The sequence below is a fragment of the Comamonas sp. JNW genome, assembly GCF_003105075.1.
Lineage (GTDB): Bacteria > Pseudomonadota > Gammaproteobacteria > Burkholderiales > Burkholderiaceae_C > Comamonas > Comamonas squillarum.
On sequence record NZ_QETI01000001.1, the window covers coordinates 78,576 to 100,232 of the forward strand.

Genomic DNA, 21,657 nt, shown 5'->3' on the forward strand with positions numbered 1-21,657 from the left:
ATCACTCAGGACACCCGAAAACTCTCCAGGTGGATGCTGGTCTCGCTGTTGCTGATGCCCTTGATCAGCCGGATGCGCTCGAGCACCTGCGACAGCGCCTCCAGGCTGGCCACCTGCAGCTCGGCGAGCAGATCCCAGCGGCCGTTGGTGCTGTGCAGCGCCGCCACCCCGGGCTCGCCCAGCAAGGATGCCATCACGCGCCGCGTGTCATTGCCGGTGATCTCGATGCTCATCCAGGCGCGCAGCACATCGGGCTGCACGTCGGGGCGCAGGCGCACGCTGTAACCCACGATCAGGCCCTCGCGCTCCAGGCGGTCCATGCGGTTGGTAACGGTGCCGCGCGACACGCCCAGCTTGCCCGCCAAGGTGGCCACGCTCTCGCGCGCATTCTGGCGCAGCAGGCTGATCAAGGCTTGGTCAATATTATCGATATGCACAACACGGCCTGACTAATTGCTCTGGATCCTGTCATTTTCTACCATTTTTTGCACTTTGCTTTATGGCCGCGTGGACAGACACTGGTTACAGCCGCTGCAGCTGCGCCTTTTGGTGCGCGCAGCGGGCATGCCATAACGCAAAACCAGGAGCCATCACCATGACAAACCATCCAGGCCAAGTTGACTTTCTCAGCACCGATGCCGCCGCCACGCTGGTGCAACGTGTCGGCCTGACCGAGCTGCTGCGCGGCCTGGTCAGCGCGCTGGAGCAGGACTTCTCGCGCTGGCAAGACTTTGACAAGACCGCGCGCCTGGCCCACCACACGCCCGATGGCGTGATGGAATTGATGCCAGTGGGCGATGCCAGCCACTTTGCTTTCAAATATGTCAATGGCCACCCCAAAAATCCACAGCAGGGCATTCCGTCCATCATGGCCTTTGGTGCCTTGATGCGCAGCGACACCGGCGCGCCCATTTTGCTGAGCGAGTTGACCTTGACCACCGCCTTGCGCACTGCGGCCACTTCGGTGATGGCCGCCAAGCTGCTGGCACGGCGCAGCAGCCGCAGCATGGCGCTGATTGGGAACGGCTCACAGAGCGAATTCCAGGCCCTGGCCTTTGTCCGCCTGCTGGGCATTCAGTCGCTGCGCCTGTTTGATATCGACCCTGCCGCCACCGACAAGCTCATCCACAACCTGCAAACCCAGTTGCCCGGACTGCAACTGCAGCGCTGCAAGAACGCGGCCGAGGCTGTGCAAGGCGCCGATATCGTCACCACGGTTACTGCCGACAAGACCAATGCCACCATCGTCAGCCGCGCGATGGTCGAGCCGGGCATGCACCTGAACGCCGTGGGCGGCGACTGCCCGGGCAAAACCGAGCTGGACGCGGCGATTCTGCTGGACGCCAAGGTCTTCGTCGAATTTGCGCCGCAAAGCCGTATCGAAGGCGAGATCCAGCATATGCCCGAGGACTTTGCCGTCACCGAGCTGTGGCAGGTGCTGCGCGGCGAGCAAGCGGGCCGCCAGCACGAGGACGAAATAACAGTATTCGACTCGGTCGGCTTCGCGCTGGAAGACTACACCGCCTTGCGCTATATGCATGCGCTGGCCCGGGAGCACCAGCTGTTGCAACCGCTGGCCCTGCTGCCACAATTGCGCAATCCCAAAAACCTGTTCGCGCTGCTGCTGCCGCCCGACGTCCCCCATCACGACCACGAACAAGCCCACTGCCATGCCATCCCAGCCTGACCTCCTTCGCTCGCCCTCCACCGCCCTCAGTCTGATCGGCGTGCCCACCGACATCGGTGCCGGGCGCCTGGGCGCTGCGATGGGGCCGGATGCCTTGCGCGTAGCGCAACTGGGGCCCGCCTTGGCAGAGCTGGGCTGCGAGGTGCGCGACCTGGGCAACCTGGCGGGCCCGGCCAACCAGCGCAAGCCGCGCGATGCCGAGCATGGCAATCTGCGCAACTTTGGCGAAGCCGTCGCCTGGAACCGGGCGGTGCATGACGCCGTGCACGGGCAGCTGGCAGCAGGCCGCATGCCCTTGATGCTGGGCGGCGACCACAGCCTGGCGGTCGGCTCGATCAGCGCCGTGGCCCGCCACTGCCGCGACACCGGCAAGCGCCTGTTTGTGCTCTGGCTTGATGCCCATGCGGACTTCAACACGCCCGAGACTTCTCCCTCGGGCAATATCCACGGCATTCCGGTGGCCTGCCTCGCAGGCCTGGGCCCGCGCGAGCTGACGCACCTGGCCGGTTTTGCACCGGCGCTGGGCCCGCAGTCGCTGTGCCAGATCGGGCTGCGCAGTGTCGATGCGCAGGAAAAGCACTTGATCAAGACCCACAACATCGATGTGTTTGACATGCGCGCCATCGATGAGCTGGGTATGCGCGAGACCATGCTACGCGCACTGGCACCGCTGGCCGGTTGCGATCCCAGCCAGACCCATCTGCACCTGAGCTTTGATGTGGATTTTCTCGACCCCGAGATTGCACCGGGCACAGGAACCACCGTGCGCGGCGGCCCCAACTACCGCGAAGCGCAGCTGTGCATGGAGATGATTGCCGACACGGGCCTGCTCGGCTCGATCGACATCGTCGAGCTCAACCCGGCGCTCGACCTGCGCAACCAGACCGCCGAGCTGGTGGTGGACCTGGTGCAAAGCCTGTTTGGCAAAAGCACCCTGGTCAAGGATATGCGCAGCTGATCACAGCAGGGGCCAGCGCGCTCCTGCACACTGCGCTTCAGAGAAGCATTCTTGTAGTCATTGTCTGACAGCACCGATTCATGCAGCGGTGCTGTAATGGCGCGTGTCTGCCCTGGTCTTGCGCAGGTGCTGTCCACCCGCTCGCGGCGCCTGTGATTTTTCTCAATCACCGCGTTGCGGATATTCAATCAGCGCAAGCGTGTGGGGCAGCACCAAGGCGTTCATAATCAAAAAACATGGAATCCGGTATATTCATCGGAATTTCCTTTCATCGGATACCCCCGCGGTATCTGGCGTCCCGTCAGCTTGAACCGGAGAACCCCCCATGACCACAGAATCCAAGTGCCCCTTTCACAGCGCCACTGCACGCAACAGCGAAACGGCCGCCCAAGGCAATGGGACGACCAGCCAAAGCTGGTGGCCCAACCAGCTGCGCGTCGATCTGCTCAGCCAGCACCACCCGGCCAACAACCCTTTGGGCGCAGACTTTAACTACGCCGACGAATTCAAGAAGCTCGATTACGAGGCCGTCAAGCGCGACCTGCGCGCGCTGATGACCGACTCGCAAGACTGGTGGCCGGCCGACTTTGGCCACTATGGCCCTCAGTTCATCCGCATGGCCTGGCATGCCGCTGGCACCTACCGCGTGCAGGATGGCCGGGGCGGCGCAGGCCGTGCGCAGCAGCGCTTTGCGCCGCTCAACAGCTGGCCGGACAACGTCAATATCGACAAGTCGCGCCGCCTGCTGTGGCCCATCAAGCAAAAATACGGCAACCAGTTGTCCTGGGGCGATCTGATGATCCTGTGCGGCAACGTCGCGCTGGAGACCATGGGCTTTCGCACCTTTGGTTTTGCCGGTGGCCGCGTCGACACCTGGATGCCTGACCAGGATGTGTACTGGGGCGCCGAGAAGGAATGGCTGGCCACCAGCGACAAGGCCAACAGCCGTTACAGCGGTGAGCGTGACCTGGAAAACCCCCTCGCTGCCGTGCAGATGGGCCTGATCTATGTGAACCCCGAAGGCCCCGATGGCAATGGCGACCCGATCTCGGCGGCGCGCGACATCCGCGAGACCTTTGCCCGCATGGCCATGGACGACGAAGAGACTGTCGCGCTGATCGCTGGCGGCCACACCTTTGGCAAGACCCATGGCGCTGCGGAGGCGAGCCATGTGGGCGCCGAGCCCGAGGCCGATGGCATCGAAGCCCAGGGCCTGGGCTGGACCAGCAGCTTTGGCTCGGGCTCGGGGCGCGATGCGATCACCTCCGGCCTTGAAGTGACCTGGACGCAGACCCCCGCGCAGTGGAGCAATTTCTTCTTCGAGAACCTGTTCAAGTACGAATGGGTGCAAGAGAAAAGCCCCGCCGGTGCGATCCAATGGGTGGCCAAGGATGCCCCCGACGTCATCCCCGACGCGCATGGCGGCCCCCACAAAAAGCCCACCATGCTGACCACCGATCTGTCGCTGCGCCAGGACCCGGCTTACGAAAAGATCTCGCGCCGCTTTCTGGAAAATCCCCAGGCCTTTGCCGAAGCTTTTGCCCGCGCCTGGTTCAAACTCACCCACCGCGACATGGGCCCGCGCAGCCGCTACCTGGGCCCCGAAGTGCCCCGCGAAGAGCTGGTCTGGCAAGACCCGATCCCGGCCGTCAGCCATCCGCTGGTCAATACCGATGATGTGGCCAGCCTCAAGGCGCAGGTCCTGGCATCGGGCTTGAGCGTGCAGGAGCTGGTGGGCACTGCGTGGGCTTCGGCCTCGACCTACCGCGGCTCAGACATGCGCGGCGGCGCCAATGGCGCCCGCATCCGCCTGGCTCCGCAAAAGGACTGGGAAGTGAACCAACCCGAGCAACTGGCCAAGGTACTGGGCGTGCTCGAAGGCATTCAGCGCAGCTTCAACAAGGCCGCTGATGGTGACAAGCGTATCTCGCTGGCCGACCTGATCGTGCTGGCCGGCAATGCCGGTGTGGAGAAGGCCGCTGCCGATGCCGGTGTGCCCACCACCGTGCCCTTCCACCCCGGCCGCAGCGATGCAACGGCCGAGCAGACCGATGCCGCATCCTTCCAGTACCTCGAGCCCAAGGCCGATGGTTTTCGCAACCACCTGCAGGGCCGCTTTGCCGCGCCGGCCGAGGCACTGCTGATCGACAAGGCCCAGCTGCTGACCTTGACCGCGCCGGAGCTGACCGTACTGGTCGGCGGCCTGCGCGCCATCAACATCAACACCGCTGGCAACCCGCAAGGCGTGCTGACGGCCAAGCCCGGCACCTTGAGCAATGACTTCTTTGTGCACCTGCTGGACATGGGCACGCAATGGAAGGCCCAGGACGACGGCAGCTTTGTCGGCGTGGACCGCAAGAGCGGTGCCCAGCGCTGGACGGCCAGCCGCGTCGATCTGGTCTTTGGCTCCAATGCGATCCTGCGCGCCGTGGCCGAAGTCTATGCCCAGACCGGTGCCAAGGAAAAAATGGTCAAGGATTTTGTCGCCGCCTGGACCAAGGTGATGGAGCTGGACCGCTTTGACCTGAAGTAAGCCGCCGCCATAAAAAGCCGCCCGCCCATCCCTGCCGCAGGGATGGGCGGGCATTTTTATGGTGGGCTGGCCTTGGCTGCTGCTGCGGCCAGCCATTTGCCGCTGGGCCAGCCGCCCGAGGCAACGGCCGCCGCCAGAATCTCGCGCAGCACGGCCAAGGTGGCGCGTACCGGCTTGGTCATGCTGCGGTTGGCGGCATAGGCCAGCGCAATCACCCGCTTGAGCTCGGGCTCGGTCAACGGCGCGCCCTCCAACCTGCCGGCTGCCAGGTCGCTGACCACCGCAATCGGGGGCAAGATGGTGTAGCCCAGGCCATCGATCACCACGCTGCGCTGCACCGGCAGCGCATCGGTCTCCACGCAGATGTTGAGCTGCAGGTTCTCCAGCGCGCAGGCATGCTCGACCAGCAGCCGGATGCCATGCGGGTTGCTGGGCAGCACCAGCGCCCGGCCCGCCATATCGGCCATGCGCACGGCCGTGGCACCAGCCATGCCGCAGCCCTTGGGGCCCAGGCCCCACAACTCCTCTTCGATGAGCGGCTCCAGCACCAGATCGGGGTGTTTCTCAGCCGCATACAGCAAGGCCACATCGACCTGGCCGCTCACCAGCCAGGGCCTGAGCGTGCCGGCGTAGGCGACCGTCAGGCGCAGCTTGATGCCCGGGTAGCGGCTGGCCAGCGCGGCGACCAGCGCGCTGGAGACCACATCGCAGGTGCTGGGCAAGAGGCCAATGGTGACGAGACCCGTCACCTCGTCTTGCGTGCCGGCCAGCTGCAGCCGCGCTTTTTCCAGCTCGCCAAAGGCGCGGCGTGCGTAGCTGGCCAATTCCTGGCCCTGCTCGGTCAGCACCATGCCATGGCGCTCGCGCTCAAACAGCGCGCAGCCCAGGTCTTCCTCCAGCAGCTTCAACTGACGCGACACCGCCGGCTGCACCACATGCAGCAGCTCCGATGCGCGGGTCACGCTGCCGGTGTCGGCGACGGTCAAAAAGGCCTTGAGTTGCTTGAAATCCATGCTGCAGCCTCGATCAGATTGCGTGATAGTGATATCAAAAATGGTGATTATTCAAATCACATCATCACATTTTATGATGCCTTCACTGGTTCACAAAACGGAAAGCAGATGAACGCCAATCCCAACCCACCTCCCTGGCAAAAAGACATTTTTCAGGCCATCAAGGATGCCGGCGTGCAGCAAGTGGCCTATGTGCCCGATGCCGGCCACGCCTATGTCATCAAAAGCGCGATCGCCGATCCCGAGATCACCGATGTGGCGCTGACCACCGAAGAAGAAGGCGTGGCCGTGGCCGCTGGCGCCTGGCTGGGCGGCCAGCGCGCGGTGCTGCTGATGCAAAGCAGCGGTGTCGGCAACTGCATCAACATGTTCTCGCTGCTCAGCGCCGCCGACATCCCCTTTGTCACCATCGTCACAATGCGCGGTGAGTACGCCGAGTTCAACCCCTGGCAAGCGCCGATGGGCCGGGCCACGCAGGCGGCGATGGAGCTGATGGGCATCCATGTGATGCGCGTGCGCCGCCCCGAAGATGCGCAGGAGGTCGTCAGCGCGGCGCTCGATGGCGCCTTCATGGCCGGCGCCCGCATCGCCGTGTTGATTGGCCAGGACGTGATCGGCCGCAAGAAATGGGAGAGAAAGTAATGCAGACCCACGAGAATTCCGCCGCCATGGACCGCCGCCTGTTTGTCGCGCGCCTGCTGGTCAAAACCCCCGAGGCGCTGGTCGTCACCGGCCTGGGCTCGGCCTCCTACGATGTGTTTGCCGCCGGTGACCGTGACCACAACTACTACCTCTGGGGTGCGATGGGCGGCGCCTCGTCGGTGGCCCTGGGCATTGCGCTGGCCCAGCCCACGCGCCCGGTAGTGGTCATCACCGGCGACGGCGAGCAGATGATGGGCATTGGCAGCCTGGCCACGATTGCCGCCAAGTCGCCCGCCAACCTCAGCATCGTCGTGCTGGACAACGGCCACTACGGCGAGACTGGCATGCAAAAGAGCCATAGCAGCCTGGGCACCGACCTGGTGGCCGTGGCGCGCGGCTTTGGCATTGCCCAGGTGCAGCAGCTGCGCACCTTGGACGAAGCCGATGCGCTGGCCGCGCATATCAACGCCCGCAAGGCCACCACCTTTGTGCAGGCGTTGATCCATGCCGATGAGCCGCCCCGCGCGCTGCCGCCGCGCGATGGCCCCTTCATCAAGAACCGCTTTCGCAGCGCGCTGGGCCTGCAGCCGTTCTAGCCATAGCAGGGATGCCGCCCGGCATCCCTTCTCAGCTCTATCCAGCTCTCTTCAGCACTAGCCAGCACCACCCAGAGCTGCCCTCAGCCATCGAATGCCCTTTGCCATGAAACGCTACTCCCTTCAGATTGCCGGCCTGGCCCAGCCCCCCGCCAGCGGCCAATGGATTGCCAGCCTCAACCCCTACACGGGCGAAGCCTGGGCTGAAATACCCGATGGCAGCGCCGCCGATGTCGATGCGGCCGTGCAGGCGGCGCACCAAGCCTTTAGCAGCGGCGCCTGGCCGCAGCTGAGCGCGACCGAACGCGGCGCATTGCTGCGCAAGCTCGCCACCTTGATCGAGCGCGATGCCGAGAAGCTCGCCCGCACCGAAGTGATGGACAACGGCAAGCTGTTCGCCGAGATGCGCGGCCAGCTTCAGTACATCCCGCAGTGGTTCCACTACTACGCCGGCCTGGCCGACAAGGTGCAAGGGGCCACCTTGCCGCTGGACAAGAAAGGCTATTTCGCCTTTACCCGCCATGAGCCGCTGGGCGTAGTGGCTGCCATCACGCCCTGGAACTCCCCGCTGTTTCTGCTGGCCTGGAAGATTGCGCCGGCGCTGGCAGCCGGCTGCACGGTGGTGGTCAAGCCGTCCGAGTTCACCTCGGCCTCGACCCTGGAGTTTGCCGAGCTGTTCAATGAAGCTGGCTTTCCGCCCGGCGTGTTCAACGTGGTCACCGGCTATGGCGCGCAGGTGGGCAGCGCGCTGGTGGCGCACCCGCTGGTCGCCAAGGTCAGCTTCACCGGCTCCGATGTGACCGGCCGCGCGATCAACCAGGCGGCCGCCGGCCAGCTCAAGCATGCCTCCATGGAGCTGGGCGGCAAATCGCCCAACATCGTGTTTGCCGATGCCGATCTGGAGCAGGCCATGTATGGTGCTATCTCGGGCATCTTTGCCGCCACGGGGCAAACCTGTATCGCCGGATCGCGGCTTTTGGTACAGCGCAGCATCCACGATGCCTTTGTCGAGCGCCTGGTGGCTTTTGCCGCCACCGCCCGCATGGGCGACCCGATGAGCCTGGAGACCCAGGTCGGCCCGGTCACCACCCTGCCCCAGTACGAGAAAGTGCTGTCCTATATCGACATCGCCAAGGCCGAGGGTGCCCGGGTGGTGTTGGGAGGTGCGAAAGCCAGCCGCGCCGAATGCGGCAAGGGCTGGTTCATTGAGCCTACCATCCTCACCGGCGTGCACAACGGCATGCGCATTGCGCAGGAAGAGGTGTTTGGCCCGGTGCTGTCGGTGATCCCCTTTGACGACGAGGCCGATGCGCTGCGCATTGCCAACGATGTGCGCTTTGGCCTGGCCGCTGCCGTCTGGACTAGCGATATCGGGCGCGCGCTGCGCATGTCCGAGCGCCTGCAGGCGGGCACCGTCTGGATCAACACCTACCGCGCCGTCAGCTTTATGGCGCCCTTTGGCGGCTACAAGGACTCGGGCCTGGGCCGCGAAAACGGCCAGAGCGCGATCTACGAATACCTGCAGACCAAGTCGGTCTGGATCAATAGCGGAGCGACCACGAGCAACCCCTTTGTACTGCGTTAGTTCCCGCGCCTAACAGGTGACACAGAGCACCGCAGGCCTTTCGTTTAAAAACTCCAGGAGACAAACCATGAGAAAAGCACACGGCCCCCTGACTGCCGCGGCACTGGCTACGGCCGCCCTGCTCGCCACCGGCGCGCAGGCCGCGCCCGACAAGGTCAAGATCGCCTTCATCACCGACATGTCGGGCCTGTACTCGGACTTTGATGGGCCCGGTGGCCTGGACGCGATCCGCATGGCCGTGGCCGATTTTGGCGGCGAGGTGCTGGGGCGCAAGATCGAGATCATCTCGGCCGACCACCAGAACAAGGCCGACATCGCCGCATCGAAGGCGCGCCAATGGTGGGATAACGACAATGTCGACCTGATCATCGGAGGGTCGAACTCGGCCGTGTCGCTGGCAATCAGCAACCTGTCCAAGGACAAGAAAAAGGTGTTCATCAGCGCCGGCGCCGGTGCCGATTCGCTGACCGAAGAGGCCTGCCAGCCCTATATGGTGCGCTACACCTACTCCACCTCAGCGCAGGCACGCGGCACGGCCGCCGCGCTGGTGGGCCAGGGCTACAAGGACTGGTACTTCCTCACGTCGGACTACGCCTTTGGCCACTCGATGGAGCAGGCCGCGATCAATGTGGTCAAGCAAACCGGCGGCAATGTGGTGGGCGCGATCCGCCATCCGCTCAGCACCTCCGATTTCTCGTCCTATGTGATGAAGGCGCAAAGCTCGGGCGCAAAGGTGATGGGCCTGGCCAATGGCGGCGGCGACACAATCAACGCCATCAAAACCGCCAAAGAGTTTGGCATTGACAAGAAGATGAACGTGGCCGCGCTGATGGCCTTCATCACCGATATCCACAGCCTGGGCCTAGGCACCACCGGCGGCATGTACCTGACCGAGGGCTGGTACTGGGACATGAGCGATGCCTCGCGCGCATTCTCCCAGCGCTTCTACGACAAGAACAAGAAGATGCCCACCACCTTCCAGGCGGGTGACTACTCGGCCACCACCACTTACCTGAAGGCCGTGCAAAAGGCGGGCAGCACCGAGCCCGACCAGGTGATGGCCGCGCTCAAGTCGCTGCCCATCGATGACATGTTTGCCAAGGGCTACATCCGAGCCGATGGCGCCATGGTGCATGACATGTACCTGATGCAGGTGAAAAAGCCGGCCGAATCGACCAAGCCCTGGGACTACTACAAGGTGGTCAGCACCATCCCGGGCGACAAGGCCTATGCACCGTCCAAGGAAGGTGCCTGCCCGCTGCTCAAGCCTGCGGCCTGAAGCCCGGCTCGCGCTTTCCGACTGACTGCGCTGCGCCCCCACCATGCGCGCAGCGCCACCTATTGCCTTGAGAGTGAGACATGAACGAGAACCTGATCAATGGCCAGTGGCTGGCCGGCGCCAGCACGATCCAAAGCTGGAACCCCTCTGACACCCGCGAACTGGTGGGCGAGTATGCGGCGGCCGATGCCCAGCAGATGCAGCAGGCCGTGGCCGCAGCGCGCGCCGCCTTTGGACGCTGGCAGCACACCACCACGCAGATGCGCTCGGACTTTTTGCAGCGCGTGTCCAACCAGATGATGGCGCAAAAGGAAAGCCTGGGCCTGCTGGTCTCGCGCGAAGCGGGCAAAACCTTGGCCGAAGGCCTGGGCGAGGTGGTGCGCGCCGCGCAGATCTTCCAGTTCTTTGCTGGCGAATGCCTGCGCTATGGCGGCGAGAGCCTGCCTTCGGTGCGGCCGGACATCGGCGTGCAGATCAGCCGCCATGCGCTGGGCGTCGTGAGCCTGATCACGCCCTGGAACTTTCCGATCGCCATCCCCGCCTGGAAGATTGCCCCGGCGCTGGCCTTTGGCAACACCGTGGTGCTCAAGCCCTCGGAATACACGCCCGGCGTGGCCCATGCGCTCTTTCGCATTCTCGATGAGCAAGGCCTGCTGCCGGGCGTGGCCAACCTGGTCAACGGCAGCGGCAAGCATGCGGCGCAAGGCTTGCTCAGCGGCGTCGATGCGGTGTCGTTTACCGGCAGCGTGCATGTGGGCCAGAGCATTGCGCAGACCGCCATCGGCGAGATGATCCGGCTGCAGCTGGAGATGGGTGGCAAGAACCCGCTGGTGGTGCTCGATGACGCCGACCTGGATGTGGCCGTGGAATGCGCACTCAACGGCGCCTTCTACTCGGCCGGCCAGCGCTGCACGGCGTCGAGCCGCCTCATCGTCACCGAGCGGGTGCATGACCGCTTTGTCGAGGCGCTGACGGCGCGCATGCGTGCCATGGTCGTCGGCAACAGCCTGGACAAGACCACGCAGATCGGGCCGGTCATCAACCAGTCGCAGTTCGACAAGATCCAGCACTACCTGGACCTGGGCAGGCGCGAAGGCGCCGAGCTGGTCGAAGGCGGCACGCCAGTGCAGGCGGCGACCCCGGGCTACTTTGTGCGGCCTGCCCTGCTCACCGCAACCCACAACGCCATGCGCATCAACCAGGAAGAGATTTTTGGCCCGGTCGCCAGCGTCATCAAGGTGGCTGACTACGACGAGGCACTGGCCACCGCCAACGACACGCGCTACGGCCTGTCGGCCGGCATCTGTACCACCTCGTTGCGCGCTGCCAACCACTTCCGCCTGCATGTGCGCAGCGGGCTGGCCATGGTCAACCTGCCCACCGCCGGGCTCGACTACCACGTGCCCTTTGGCGGCACGCGCGCCTCCAGCTACGGCCCGCGCGAGCAAGGGCGCTATGCAGTCGATTTCTACACCAGCATCAAGACGGCCTACATCGCGTACTGAGCCCTCTTTCCATTCCCATACCACTTAGAACTTTTCGCAGGAGACCCTCACCATGACAGACAGCATCGGTTTTATCGGCCTGGGGCGCATGGGCCGCTCGATGGCCGCCAATCTGCAGAAAAAAGGCTTCAGCCTGTTGGTGGCCGACCTCAACCCCCAGGCCGTGGAGGCACTGGTCGTGCTGGGCGCCGAGGCCGCGAGCGTGCCCGACATTGCACGCCGCTGCTCGGTGGTCATCACCATGCTGCCGTCCTCGGTCGAGGTCGAGCAGATCGCCCAGGGTGCCGATGGCATCTTTGCCAACGCGCTGCCCGGCACCATCTTGCTGGACATGAGCACCATTGACCCGCTCGCCACCGACCGGCTCAGCAAAGCGGCCGCCGGCCGCCAGATAACCGTGGTCGACGCCCCAGTGGGGCGCCTGGCCGAGCATGCCGACCGGGGCGAGAGCCTGTTCATGGTGGGCGCGAGCGAGGCCGATTTCGCCAAGGTCAAACCGCTGCTCGATGCGATGGGCACCACTACCTACCACTGCGGCCCGGTGGGCACAGGCGGGCGCACCAAGCTGGTCAACAACTATGTGGCCATCACCTTGTGCCAGGTCAATGCCGAGGCGCTGGCCCTGTCGCAGCGCTTTGGGCTCGACATCAGCAAAACCCTGCAGGTGCTCTTGGGTACCTCGGCCAACAATGGCCAGCTGCGCATGAACTTTCCCAACAAGGTGCTGGCTGGCGATACTTCGCCGGGCTTTACCATCGATCTGGCGCACAAGGATTTGTCACTGGTCATCAGCGCCGCGCACGCGGCCCGTGTGCCTATGCCCGTGGCCGCTGCCGTGCATGAGTCCTTTAGCCTGGCGCGTGCCAGCGCGTTTGGCGGTATCGATTTTTCCGGCATGGCCGATGTGGTCTGCGAGCTGGCCAAGATCGAGCGGCCCCGCGTGCCCAAGGGCTGGAAGCCCAGCTGATCGCCGAGCAGCTGCAAGCCGCCCAGGAAGAAACGCCCGCCAGGGGCGCTTTCTGCATCCGGCCCTTGGCTCAGAGCATCGATGCGCGGTGCGCCGCCACCCCGGCCATCGCCCCATCGGCCACCGACAGCGCAATGCTGCCCGCTGCACGCGCAGCATCGCCGCAGGCAAACACATTGGCTACGCTGGTCTGCTGCATTGCATCGACCTGCACATAGGGGCCCATCGGGCCATCGGCCAGCACGCATCCGAGCTGCTGGGCCACGGGGCTCGCGGGCGTGGTGCGGGGCTGCGTGAACAGGCCTTGCATAGCCAAGGTCCGGCCATCGGCCAGCACCACATCCGCCCAGCCATCGATGCGCAGCACCGGCGTGGCCTCGATCTGGGTGCCGCGCCGGGCAAACCCGACCAGATCCGCCTCCGTCGGCTCGTAGAGCCCGTTGAGGAACAAGGTGGTCGGGCCCCAATCGGGCAGCATCAGTGCATGGTGCTGGGCCAGTGGTGACGCGGCAATCACACCAATCGCGCCGCCGCCCACCTCATAGCCATGGCAGTACGGGCAATGGAAAACGCTGCGGCCCCAGCGCTCGGCCAGGCCCGGCACGGCGGGCAGTTCATCGCGCACACCGGTGGCCAGCACCAGGCGGCGCGCCACCAGCAACTGGCCCCCCACCTCCAAGGCCAGCTCGCCGCTGGGAAGCACCCGGGCTTGCCGGGCCTCACCTTTAATCCAGCGCACGGTTGGGTATTGCAGCAATTGCGCACGCGCCTCTTGCCACAGCTGGGCAGGCGCCATGCCGTCGCGCGACAAAAAGCCGTGCGAGCTGCTGCCGGCCTCGTCCACAAAACGGTTGCGGCGCAGGCCCGCATCGACGACGGTGACCTGGCGGCGCGCCCGTGCCAGCTGCAACGCAGCCGACATACCGGCATAGCTGCCGCCGACGATGGCGAAATCAGTGTGCATGTCCATGGTGGTCCTCTATACGGTGGGGGGTGGATGTTTTGGCCAGCCGGTGCGCACGCAGCGAAGCGCCGATCTGGGCAGACAGCTGCGCCAGGGTGATGCCGCCCAGCTGGGCCAGGAGCGAGGCCTCGGCCTCCTGCATCGCGCTGCGCAGCGAGCTGTTCACGACCTGTGCGACCAGGCACTCGGGGTGGTCCTCGCGAAAGCCCAGCGACACCAGCGCCGGTGCGCCCAGCGCCTGGTGGATATCGCGCAGCGTCGTCTCGCCCCAGCTGGGCGCAATCAGCCAGCCGCCCCCATGGCCCTTGCCGGACGAGACCATGCCCGCCTCGCGCAAGCCGGCCATCAAGCGCCGCAGCACCACTGGGTTGGTGTCCATGGTCTGCGCCAGGACCTCGGAGGTCAGCGGCGTCTGCGCCTCGGCCAGGTGCAGCAGCACATGGAGAACATCTGAAAACTGGCTGTTATGCTTCATGCAACTATTGTAGTTACATGAAATGAATCTGTGCCATCAGCTCTGCAAAGAACCATTACCCCCGCTAAGGTCAAGCGCTTGTTGTGATTTCTATCGACCTTGCAAGTTTTTGTCGGTTCTCCATGGGTTTTGAATTTTTCTCACTGAAGTTTGAACTCGGAGCGTTTTGAGCTCAGCCAGAGGATGTGCAGGGGCGGCTTCAAGCCTGTCGCCGGCCCGTGAGACTGCTGATGCGCCTGGTCCATTCGAAACTAGGATGGCGGCTATCGGCCGGTAGAGGACAGCCGCAAGGCAGCTCCGATAGACGACTTCAGGCTGATTGCTGCCGGTCAGAATGCGGCATCGAACAGCCGCTGACGTCGAAACCTGCCAATCGCCATTGCCATACGCTTTTCCGTAAGGCATCACCGTTTTTCGCAATGTCGGCACGTGAAACACGAGCACTGTCAGGACCAACTCGCGGTTCTTGTCGCCGCTGCTATGAAAGACGTATCGGAAGCCGCTCTCGTGCGGTCACGCCACGGCGCGTTTGAAGTTGCCGTGCGGCTTGGCAACAGTGTCGATGCCGGTGAGAACGGTTGAGGTCTCAGTGCCACGATTGAAAACGAGGATCGCGGTTTTCCTATCGCGCCACGTGGTGTAGCCAAGCCGCTGGTCAATGGCCTCACCGAAGGCTTTCGGCCCCATTCAGAACTTGCACTCTGCGATGAAGACGTTGCGGTCGCCCTCGCGCAGGAGAATATCGGTCTTGCCCGCCCTATTGAAGGTCTCGCCCGTCGCCTTGCCCTGCAAGGCCTGCGGCTACTGCGCCGCCAAATGGTTCAACAAAGCCTTGGCCGCCGACGACAGCAAGGCCGCGTCCCGGTAGCTGATCGCAAACTGCCGCTTCGCCCAGCTGTCCGCCAGCGGAATCACCCGAACATCCGTGTTGGCGGCAAAGCTCAGTGCCACTTCGCGCGGCACCACGCTGATCGCCAGATTGGCCTGGACCACGCGCAGCGCGGCATCAAAGTTGGAGACGTGCACGCGGTGGCGCAGCGCCTTTCCTTCTTGTGCGGCGGCGCGGGTGAGCAAAATTTGCACTGCGCTCAACGCCGGCATGCTGACATGTTCGTAGTCCAGTACGTCAGAGAAGTGCACCGCTGCGCTTTGCGCCATGCGTGCGATGGGGTGGCTTTTGTGGGCCGCAATGGCCAGGTGGTCGCTGCTATAGGGCTGGGTCTGCAGGCCGCTCAAATCGGCTGCGTCCCAGCAAATCCCCATGGCCGCACGCCCTTCGCGCACGCCGCGCACCACATCCGGGCTCACGCACTCCTCCAAAGTCACACGGATACTGGTGTGCGCGGGTTGCTGCAAAAAACTTGCGACATGGTCGGCCAAGGATTCGGCCATCACCGACGCCGTGACCAATACCCGTACCTGCCCCTGTACGCCCTTGCTATAGGCCGCCATTTCTTGCTGCATGTGGTTGGCGGCGGCCAGCATGGTGCGCGCATGCTCTAGCAAAGTCTCACCCGCCGCCGTGGGGCGCAGGCCGCGCCGTTCGCGGATGAACAAGGGCGCGCCCATCTGGTGCTCAAGCTGCGCCAGGCGCTTGCTGATGGCAGATGCCACCAGCGCCTCGGCCTGCGCCACACGGGCAATGCTGCGCTGCTCGCATACCTGCACAAACAGCCGCAGGTTCAGCAGACTCAGGTCATACATGATTTTCCTTTTTGGAACGAAACCGCTTCCGCATTGGATTATTGCTGATGCTTTGGAAAATCTAAAATCAGAGCCAACGACAAAAGCCAGGAGACACGATGACCGCCACCTCAACCCTTGCTACACGGCGCGCCAGCATTCGCGAAGTTGGCCTGCGCGATGGCCTGCAAAGCCTGGCCAGCATCGTCAGCACCGCCGACAAATGCGCCTGGATTGACGCCGCCTACGACGCCGGTATGCGGGAGATGGAGGTGGGATCGATGGTGCCCGCGCACCTGCTGCCCCAGCTGGCCGATACCGAAGCCGTTCTCGCCCATGCCTGCAGCAAACCCGGCTTGCTCGCCTCTGTCCTGGTACCCAACCTCAAAGGCGCCGAGCGCGCCTTGGCAGCGGGCGCGCAGTCCATGGTCGTGCCGTTGTCGGCCAGCCATGCGCACAGCCTGGCCAACCTGCGCAAAACACCTGACGATGTCGTGGCGGAAGTCGCCCGCATCCGCGCAGTGCGCGACGCAGCGGGCAGCCGCGCCCACATTGAAGGCGGCGTGGGTACGGCCTTTGGCTGCACGCTGCAAGGCGATGTGGCCGAAAGCGAGGTGCTGCGCCTGATGCAGGCCTTGCTGGACGCAGGCGCCGACCATGTGAGCCTGGCCGATACCGTGGGCTATGCCGACCCCGACAGCGTGCGCCGTTTGTTTGAAAAAGCCCGGAACCTGGTGGGCGACCGGCTGCGCACCGCCCATTTTCACGACACCCGCGGCATGGGTCTGGCCAACGCCTATGCGGCCTGGCAAACCGGCATCACCCACTTTGACGCCTGCCTGGGCGGCATTGGCGGCTGCCCGCATGCACCGGGTGCCAGTGGAAATGTGACCACCGAAGACCTGGCCTATATGCTGCAGCGCATGGGCATTGATTCGGGTCTGGATGTTCCCGCCCTTCTGCAGCTGCGCCAACGCATGCACGCCTGGCTGCCCAACGAGCGGCTGCACGGCAGCCTGTGGCAAGCGGGGGTGATTGCAGCACCCCAGGCCTCTACCGCCATTTGCCCTTAAGTTTTAGACCAAATCAACCGCTGACGCTCACCCCATGCGCGCTAGTAGCTATTAAAATATGAGTACTCCATCTCCCTCTCCATCGCTCCCCCTCGCCGGTATCCGCGTGGTCGAATTCACCCACATGGTCATGGGCCCCACCTGCGGCATGGTGCTAGCCGACCTGGGGGCCGAAGTCATCAAGGTCGAACCTGTCGAGGGTGACCGCACGCGTTACTTGCTGGGTGCGGGCGCCGGCTTTTTCCCCATGTTCAATCGCAACAAAAAAAGCATTGCGCTGGACCTGCGCCAGCCCCAGGGACTGGAAGCGGCCATACGCCTGGCCAGCACGGCCGATGTAGTGGCGCAAAACTTCAAGCCCGGCGTGATGACCAAGTACGGCCTGGATTATGCCGCGCTGTCCAAGCTGAACGAGCGCCTGATCTATGTGAACCACACTGGCTTTTTGCCCGGGCCGTACGAGCACCGCACAGCGCTGGACGAGGTCGTGCAGATGATGGGGGGCCTGGCCTACATGACGGGCCGTCCCGGCGACCCGCTGCGCGCGGGCACCAGCGTGAACGACATCATGGGCGGCATGTTTGGCGCGATCGGCGCCATGGCAGCGCTGATGCAGCGCGCCCAAACCGGCAAGGGGCAAGAGATTGACTCGGCGCTGTTCGAGAACAACGTCTTCCTCGTCGGCCAGCACATGATGCAGTTTGCCGTGACGGGCGAGGCGGCCGAGCCCATGCCCAACCGCATCTCGGCCTGGTCAGTGTACGACGTGTTCACCGTCCAAGACGGCGAGCAGATCTTTTTGGCCGCCGTGAGCGATGCCCAGTGGCGCACCATGTGCCAGGCCTTTGGCTGGGCCGATCTACTGGCCAACCCGCGCTACACCACCAACAACGAACGCGTACGCGAGCGCTCGGCCCTGCTCGCCGATCTGCGCGCGCGCCTGGCCCGCATGGATGTCGCACAGGTCGCCAAAATATTTGAAGACAACGCTCTGCCCTACGCCCCCATCAGTAAGCCAGAACAACTGCTGGACGACCCACACCTGCAGGCCTCCGGCGGTTTGGCAGAGGTAACGCTGACCGACGGCGAACGCGCCGGCCAAACCGCACAGACCACGTTGCTGCCGCTGCGCATGGCGGGCGAGCGCCTGACCGTACGCCAAAACCCGCCGCGTCTGGGCGAGCACACCGCCGAGTTGCTGGCCAGCCTGGGCTACGACGCCGCGCAGATCAGCGCCATGCAGGCCGCCCAGGCAGCTGCATAATGCTACTAATATAAGAGCATAAAATCCTTTATAGACAGGCGAAAAGCCGCAATCAGGAGACAAACATGCACCCCACCCGCCCATTCACCCGCCGCACCGTACTGGCCATGGCGCTGGCCAGCTTCACTAGTGGCGCCTTGCCCGCGCTGGCGCAAACCAAGCCGGCAGGGCACGACAAAGCGCTGCGCGTCATCTTGCCGCTATCGGCGGGCTCGGGGGCCGACGGCGCCATTCGCGCCATCAGCACGCCCATCAGCAAAGCCCTGGGCCAGACCCTGGTGATTGAGAACCTGCCTGGCGCAGGCGGCATCACCGGCACGGCGCAGATTGTGCGGGCATCCAAAGATGGGGACACCATCGGCATCGTCAGCAACAACCACGTCGTCAACCCCAGCCTGTACAAAAACATTCCCTTTGATTCGATCAAGGACATCGCGCCCATCACCATCATCGGCACCACGCCCTTTGTGCTGGTGGCCAACCCCAAGGTGCCCGCACGTACTGTGCAGGAGCTGATTGCCCACGCCAAGGCCCATCCCGGCACCCTCAATTACGGCTCATCGGGCAATGGCACCATCCTGCATTTGGGCGCTGCCATGTTTGTCGAGCAGGCACAGATCGATGTGCCCCACATCCCCTACAAGGGCATGGGCCAGCTGATGAATGACTTGCTCAGCGGCCAGGTGCAGCTGGGGGTGGTGGCGGTCGCACCCGCCATGGCCCACATCAAGGCCGGGAACCTGCGCGCCATTGGCATCACCAGCGCCAAACGCAGCGCCAGCCTGCCCGATGTGCCCACCATTGCCGAACAAGGCCTGCCGCAGTACGAGCTGGACGGCTGGATCGCCGCCATTGCCCCAGCGGGTGTACCCAAGGCCGAAATGGACCGCCTCTACCAAGGCTTTGTCCAAGGCATTGCCTCCCCAGAAGCCCGCGAAGCGCTAATCGCCCAGGGCTACGAAATCCAGCTCACCCCGCCGGATGTGGCGACCCGTTTTATGGCGAGCGAAAAGCTGCGCATGCAGGCGGCGGTGAAAGCCGCGCAAGTCAAAATGGATTGAGACCGCAGATGGATCGAACTCCTCCAACAAAAGGCAGATTCAGACTGCTCTACGCTTTTGAGACTGTCTTTTCGCACGGAGTTGCTACTATGAAACCTTGGATCGCCACCGCTGCCCTAGGTGTTTGGCCCCGGCATTTGATGGATCGGATTCATTTTGAATCATTCGGACTCAGATGACGAAAGCGAGGACGGCAATCGCTGCGCTGCTGTAGTTCAGCTTTGTGAAGCGTCCCGCTGCAACGGGTTGTGAATTCAGCCGGTCAATGCAACACAATATCTGCCTTAGGCTGAATGAGTGTTTGTATGAAGCAAACACCGCGGATGTACTGCACCGAAGCTCACGCCCCGCTGCGCCATGCCACAATCGCGCAGCCCACCACCTCCCCCTCAAAGCAAAGAATAGCCTTGTTCAAAAAACTGGACTCCGTCGTGCTGTTTGTCGCCGATATCGATGCCGCAGCGGCCTGGTATGCCCAGCTCTTGGGCACAGAGGTGCAGCACGAGAACGCGCACTATGCCTTTGTGCAGGGCCCGGGGCTGTTGATCGGCTTTCATCCCGCCGATGGCAAATGCCCGGGCGGGGTGGGCGGCACGACGGTGTACTGGGAGGTGGCTGATCTGGGCGCTGCTATCGAGCGCCTGCAGGCCCATGGCGCGCGGCTCTACCGGGGGCCGATGACGACCAGCCTGGGGGCCACAGCGGCCATGCTGCTGGACCCCTTTGGTTGCAGCCTGGGCTTGCATTGCCGAGCAGCTAGCTAGCTGCGGGCGGCAAGCTGCGGGCGACGAGCCTTTACTGCAGCGCCTGGTCCGGGTTCTGCACCACCTGCAGATGCAGGATGCTGAAGTACAGCGTGATATCGCCTTGCTGGTCGATAAAGGTGCCAATGGCGCGCTGCAGCCGGGCGGCAATGCAGAGGCACTCGGTTGCCTCGGGCCGGCCGCCGGGGATGCTTGCGGTTGTCAGCAAGGCCAGCTGGTGCTCGCGGCCAAAGTCGTGGACGACCTCCAAGGCCTGGCCATGCTGGGCGGGGATATTGGCATTGGCCCAGCTCCACACAAAGCTGCCTTCGCTCTCGCTGCTGGTACCCACCAGGCAGACGGTGCCCTGCACCTCATGCAAGGGCGCCTGCAGCACCAGGCTGGCGCTTTGCAGATCCCAGTGGTAGTGCGGCGCGCTGTGCAGGCCAAACTGGCGGGGCCACTCGGTATTGCGGGCCATCATGGTCTCGACGGCTTCGCGGCTCCAGGCGGCCCAGTCGGTCTCGCCCCCTTTGGGGCTGGTGGTGGTGTCGTTCATAGCGCTAGCGGTTCAAAATGCAGCCGCCATTGTCGGCCAATCCGGGCCTGCTGGTCAGCAACCGCGTCGGCCCTAAAAAAACCGCCCCTTGCACAGGTGCGGTCCATCGTTCAGCAAGCTGAGGGCGCTATCAGTTCAGGCCAAGCATGCCGCGCAGCTTGGACAGGTCTTCGGCCAGCGTGTTCACGCGGCCGGCCAAGATCTTGCGGTCGGCCTCATTCAGCTTGGTGTACAGCTCAAAGCTGCCATCGGGCTTGCGGTACTTGGCCAAGATGTCGAACACGGTCTTGAAGTTCGATGCGGTCTTCTCGACAAAGGCCTTGTCCTTTTTCTCGACCAGGGGGCGCAGCAGTTCAAAAATCTTGTCCGCACCTTCAAAATTGGCCTGGAAGTCGTCCAGGTCGGTGTGGCTGTAGCGCTCTTCTTCACCCGAGATCTTGGTGGCAGCCACCTCTTCCATCAGCACGGCTGCGCCGCCCACGACCTTTTCAGGCGGGAAGGTCAGGCCGCTCACGCGCTTTTGCAGCTCCTTGGCGTCGGCCAGCAGCTTGTCGGCAAAGGGGGTCAGGCCCTTGGTGCTCTTCTCGACCCACAGGCCGTACTCGATGCGGTGGAAGCCGGTGAAGCCCGGGTCCTTCTCGGCTTTTTCATGGTCATCGGCGCGCGAGTCCATGCTCTTGTCCAGATCGGCAAACAGCTCGGCGATAGGCTCGATGCGCTCATAAGGGCGACGCACGGTGGCGTACATCTTCTTGGCTTCTTCGACCTTGCCGGCCTTGACCGCATCGGTAAAGGCCTGCACACCCTTGACCAGCTCGCGCAGGTTGGTGTTGACGTACAGCTTGTACTCGGCCAGCGGCTTGACCAGCTCCAGCGCAGACACGCCGTCTGCTGCCCAGCTGGACAGGGGAATGACGCTGGCACTGCCGGCCAGCAGCAGGCCTTGCAAGAATTGGCGACGCATGGACATACGAGAACTCCTAGATACTGTTAGATTGATAATTTTTGGCTTCCAGCATCCCAATGCCAGACCCAGGCTGGCGTCCTTCATGAAGATGGACGCGCCCAGG

21 protein-coding genes are annotated in these 21,657 nt (G+C 63.8%); 13 read left to right on the plus strand and 8 right to left on the minus strand.

From position 1 onward, the window contains the following. Positions 1-5 precede the first annotated feature (5 nt). On the minus strand, positions 6-431 hold the full coding sequence (locus DCO45_RS00380; protein ID WP_116924455.1) for an Lrp/AsnC family transcriptional regulator: 426 nt from the start codon (positions 429-431) through the stop codon (positions 6-8). Positions 432-595: 164 nt separating this feature from the next. On the opposite strand from DCO45_RS00380, the gene DCO45_RS00385 reads away from it, so the two are divergent. From DCO45_RS00385 to katG, 3 genes are all read left to right on the plus strand, one after another. Further along, positions 596-1,687, plus strand: coding sequence for an ornithine cyclodeaminase (locus tag DCO45_RS00385; RefSeq protein ID WP_116923999.1), 1,092 nt, complete (start codon positions 596-598; stop codon positions 1,685-1,687). After that, a complete protein-coding gene (gene rocF / locus DCO45_RS00390; RefSeq protein WP_116924000.1) occupies positions 1,671-2,645 on the plus strand; it encodes an arginase in 975 nt (324 codons plus the stop codon). Before DCO45_RS00385 ends, rocF begins: the two co-directional genes overlap by 17 nt. 325 nt (positions 2,646-2,970) lie before the next feature. After that, positions 2,971-5,178 (plus strand): catalase/peroxidase HPI, encoded by a 2,208-nt coding sequence (gene katG / locus DCO45_RS00395; protein ID WP_116924001.1) that lies wholly within the window; start codon positions 2,971-2,973, stop codon positions 5,176-5,178. A 56-nt stretch (positions 5,179-5,234) separates the two neighbouring features. Here katG and DCO45_RS00400 read toward each other — a convergent pair whose 3' ends face one another. Next, complete coding sequence (locus DCO45_RS00400) at positions 5,235-6,191, minus strand: LysR family transcriptional regulator (RefSeq protein ID WP_116924002.1); 957 nt, start codon at positions 6,189-6,191, stop codon at positions 5,235-5,237. A 108-nt stretch (positions 6,192-6,299) separates the two neighbouring features. Here DCO45_RS00400 and DCO45_RS00405 point away from each other — a divergent pair, with 108 nt between their 5' ends. From DCO45_RS00405 to DCO45_RS00430, 6 genes are all read left to right on the plus strand, one after another. Further along, positions 6,300-6,833, plus strand: a complete 534-nt coding sequence (locus DCO45_RS00405; protein ID WP_116924003.1) for a thiamine pyrophosphate-binding protein — start codon at positions 6,300-6,302, stop codon at positions 6,831-6,833. After that, entirely contained in the window at positions 6,833-7,429 is a 597-nt protein-coding gene (locus tag DCO45_RS00410) for a thiamine pyrophosphate-dependent enzyme (protein ID WP_116924004.1), read from the plus strand. The genes DCO45_RS00405 and DCO45_RS00410 overlap by 1 nt, the downstream gene beginning before the upstream one ends. A gap of 106 nt (positions 7,430-7,535) precedes the next feature. Then, on the plus strand, positions 7,536-9,014 hold the full coding sequence (locus DCO45_RS00415; protein WP_116924456.1) for an aldehyde dehydrogenase: 1,479 nt from the start codon (positions 7,536-7,538) through the stop codon (positions 9,012-9,014). Between the two features lie 67 nt (positions 9,015-9,081). Then, a complete protein-coding gene (locus tag DCO45_RS00420) occupies positions 9,082-10,293 on the plus strand; it encodes an ABC transporter substrate-binding protein (protein ID WP_116924005.1) in 1,212 nt (403 codons plus the stop codon). Between the two features lie 80 nt (positions 10,294-10,373). Then, on the plus strand, positions 10,374-11,798 hold the full coding sequence (locus DCO45_RS00425) for an aldehyde dehydrogenase family protein (RefSeq protein ID WP_116924006.1): 1,425 nt from the start codon (positions 10,374-10,376) through the stop codon (positions 11,796-11,798). A gap of 52 nt (positions 11,799-11,850) precedes the next feature. Beyond that, positions 11,851-12,765 (plus strand): NAD(P)-dependent oxidoreductase, encoded by a 915-nt coding sequence (locus DCO45_RS00430; RefSeq protein WP_116924007.1) that lies wholly within the window; start codon positions 11,851-11,853, stop codon positions 12,763-12,765. A 70-nt stretch (positions 12,766-12,835) separates the two neighbouring features. Here DCO45_RS00430 and DCO45_RS00435 read toward each other — a convergent pair whose 3' ends face one another. From DCO45_RS00435 to DCO45_RS00445, 4 genes are all read right to left on the minus strand, one after another. Next, a complete protein-coding gene (locus DCO45_RS00435) occupies positions 12,836-13,729 on the minus strand; it encodes an NAD(P)/FAD-dependent oxidoreductase (protein ID WP_116924008.1) in 894 nt (297 codons plus the stop codon). Further along, complete coding sequence (locus DCO45_RS00440) at positions 13,719-14,204, minus strand: Rrf2 family transcriptional regulator (protein WP_116924009.1); 486 nt, start codon at positions 14,202-14,204, stop codon at positions 13,719-13,721. The genes DCO45_RS00435 and DCO45_RS00440 overlap by 11 nt, the downstream gene beginning before the upstream one ends. 513 nt (positions 14,205-14,717) lie before the next feature. Continuing rightward, positions 14,718-14,891, minus strand: a complete 174-nt coding sequence (locus DCO45_RS22835; RefSeq protein WP_165841085.1) for a hypothetical protein — start codon at positions 14,889-14,891, stop codon at positions 14,718-14,720. Positions 14,892-15,005: 114 nt separating this feature from the next. Next, positions 15,006-15,908, minus strand: coding sequence for a LysR family transcriptional regulator (locus DCO45_RS00445; protein WP_021025885.1), 903 nt, complete (start codon positions 15,906-15,908; stop codon positions 15,006-15,008). Between the two features lie 98 nt (positions 15,909-16,006). Here DCO45_RS00445 and DCO45_RS00450 point away from each other — a divergent pair, with 98 nt between their 5' ends. The 4 genes from DCO45_RS00450 (at position 16,007) to DCO45_RS00465 (ending at position 20,049) form a co-directional block, all read left to right on the plus strand. Then, complete coding sequence (locus DCO45_RS00450; RefSeq protein ID WP_116924010.1) at positions 16,007-16,960, plus strand: hydroxymethylglutaryl-CoA lyase; 954 nt, start codon at positions 16,007-16,009, stop codon at positions 16,958-16,960. Positions 16,961-17,018: 58 nt separating this feature from the next. Continuing rightward, complete coding sequence (locus DCO45_RS00455) at positions 17,019-18,224, plus strand: CaiB/BaiF CoA-transferase family protein (RefSeq protein WP_116924011.1); 1,206 nt, start codon at positions 17,019-17,021, stop codon at positions 18,222-18,224. A gap of 107 nt (positions 18,225-18,331) precedes the next feature. Further along, complete coding sequence (locus DCO45_RS00460) at positions 18,332-19,285, plus strand: tripartite tricarboxylate transporter substrate binding protein (protein ID WP_243419219.1); 954 nt, start codon at positions 18,332-18,334, stop codon at positions 19,283-19,285. A gap of 407 nt (positions 19,286-19,692) precedes the next feature. Then, on the plus strand, positions 19,693-20,049 hold the full coding sequence (locus tag DCO45_RS00465; RefSeq protein WP_243419197.1) for a VOC family protein: 357 nt from the start codon (positions 19,693-19,695) through the stop codon (positions 20,047-20,049). Positions 20,050-20,080: 31 nt separating this feature from the next. Here the strand turns inward: DCO45_RS00465 and DCO45_RS00470 are convergent, their stop codons facing one another. Beyond that, positions 20,081-20,587 carry a DUF6882 domain-containing protein gene (locus DCO45_RS00470; protein ID WP_116924014.1) on the minus strand — a complete coding sequence of 169 codons (507 nt, stop codon included), beginning with the start codon at positions 20,585-20,587 and terminating at the stop codon, positions 20,081-20,083. Between the two features lie 130 nt (positions 20,588-20,717). Next, positions 20,718-21,557 carry an iron uptake system protein EfeO gene (efeO, locus tag DCO45_RS00475; RefSeq protein ID WP_198424321.1) on the minus strand — a complete coding sequence of 280 codons (840 nt, stop codon included), beginning with the start codon at positions 21,555-21,557 and terminating at the stop codon, positions 20,718-20,720. Positions 21,558-21,657 lie beyond the last annotated feature (100 nt).

What these genes read in the sequence shown, in the direction of transcription:
- DCO45_RS00385 (WP_116923999.1), top strand. Translation starts at nt 596, where the DNA reads ATGACAAACCATCCAGGCCAAGTTGACTTTCTCAGCACCGATGCCGCC.
- rocF (WP_116924000.1), top strand. Translation starts at nt 1,671, where the DNA reads ATGCCATCCCAGCCTGACCTCCTTCGCTCGCCCTCCACCGCCCTCAGT.
- katG (WP_116924001.1), top strand. Translation starts at nt 2,971, where the DNA reads ATGACCACAGAATCCAAGTGCCCCTTTCACAGCGCCACTGCACGCAAC.
- DCO45_RS00400 (WP_116924002.1), bottom strand. Translation starts at nt 6,191, where the DNA reads ATGGATTTCAAGCAACTCAAGGCCTTTTTGACCGTCGCCGACACCGGC.
- DCO45_RS00405 (WP_116924003.1), top strand. Translation starts at nt 6,300, where the DNA reads ATGAACGCCAATCCCAACCCACCTCCCTGGCAAAAAGACATTTTTCAG.
- DCO45_RS00410 (WP_116924004.1), top strand. Translation starts at nt 6,833, where the DNA reads ATGCAGACCCACGAGAATTCCGCCGCCATGGACCGCCGCCTGTTTGTC.
- DCO45_RS00415 (WP_116924456.1), top strand. Translation starts at nt 7,536, where the DNA reads ATGAAACGCTACTCCCTTCAGATTGCCGGCCTGGCCCAGCCCCCCGCC.
- DCO45_RS00420 (WP_116924005.1), top strand. Translation starts at nt 9,082, where the DNA reads ATGAGAAAAGCACACGGCCCCCTGACTGCCGCGGCACTGGCTACGGCC.
- DCO45_RS00425 (WP_116924006.1), top strand. Translation starts at nt 10,374, where the DNA reads ATGAACGAGAACCTGATCAATGGCCAGTGGCTGGCCGGCGCCAGCACG.
- DCO45_RS00430 (WP_116924007.1), top strand. Translation starts at nt 11,851, where the DNA reads ATGACAGACAGCATCGGTTTTATCGGCCTGGGGCGCATGGGCCGCTCG.
- DCO45_RS00435 (WP_116924008.1), bottom strand. Translation starts at nt 13,729, where the DNA reads ATGCACACTGATTTCGCCATCGTCGGCGGCAGCTATGCCGGTATGTCG.
- DCO45_RS00440 (WP_116924009.1), bottom strand. Translation starts at nt 14,204, where the DNA reads ATGAAGCATAACAGCCAGTTTTCAGATGTTCTCCATGTGCTGCTGCAC.
- DCO45_RS22835 (WP_165841085.1), bottom strand. Translation starts at nt 14,891, where the DNA reads ATGGGGCCGAAAGCCTTCGGTGAGGCCATTGACCAGCGGCTTGGCTAC.
- DCO45_RS00445 (WP_021025885.1), bottom strand. Translation starts at nt 15,908, where the DNA reads ATGTATGACCTGAGTCTGCTGAACCTGCGGCTGTTTGTGCAGGTATGC.
- DCO45_RS00450 (WP_116924010.1), top strand. Translation starts at nt 16,007, where the DNA reads ATGACCGCCACCTCAACCCTTGCTACACGGCGCGCCAGCATTCGCGAA.
- DCO45_RS00455 (WP_116924011.1), top strand. Translation starts at nt 17,019, where the DNA reads ATGAGTACTCCATCTCCCTCTCCATCGCTCCCCCTCGCCGGTATCCGC.
- DCO45_RS00460 (WP_243419219.1), top strand. Translation starts at nt 18,332, where the DNA reads ATGGCGCTGGCCAGCTTCACTAGTGGCGCCTTGCCCGCGCTGGCGCAA.
- DCO45_RS00470 (WP_116924014.1), bottom strand. Translation starts at nt 20,587, where the DNA reads ATGAACGACACCACCACCAGCCCCAAAGGGGGCGAGACCGACTGGGCC.
- efeO (WP_198424321.1), bottom strand. Translation starts at nt 21,557, where the DNA reads ATGTCCATGCGTCGCCAATTCTTGCAAGGCCTGCTGCTGGCCGGCAGT.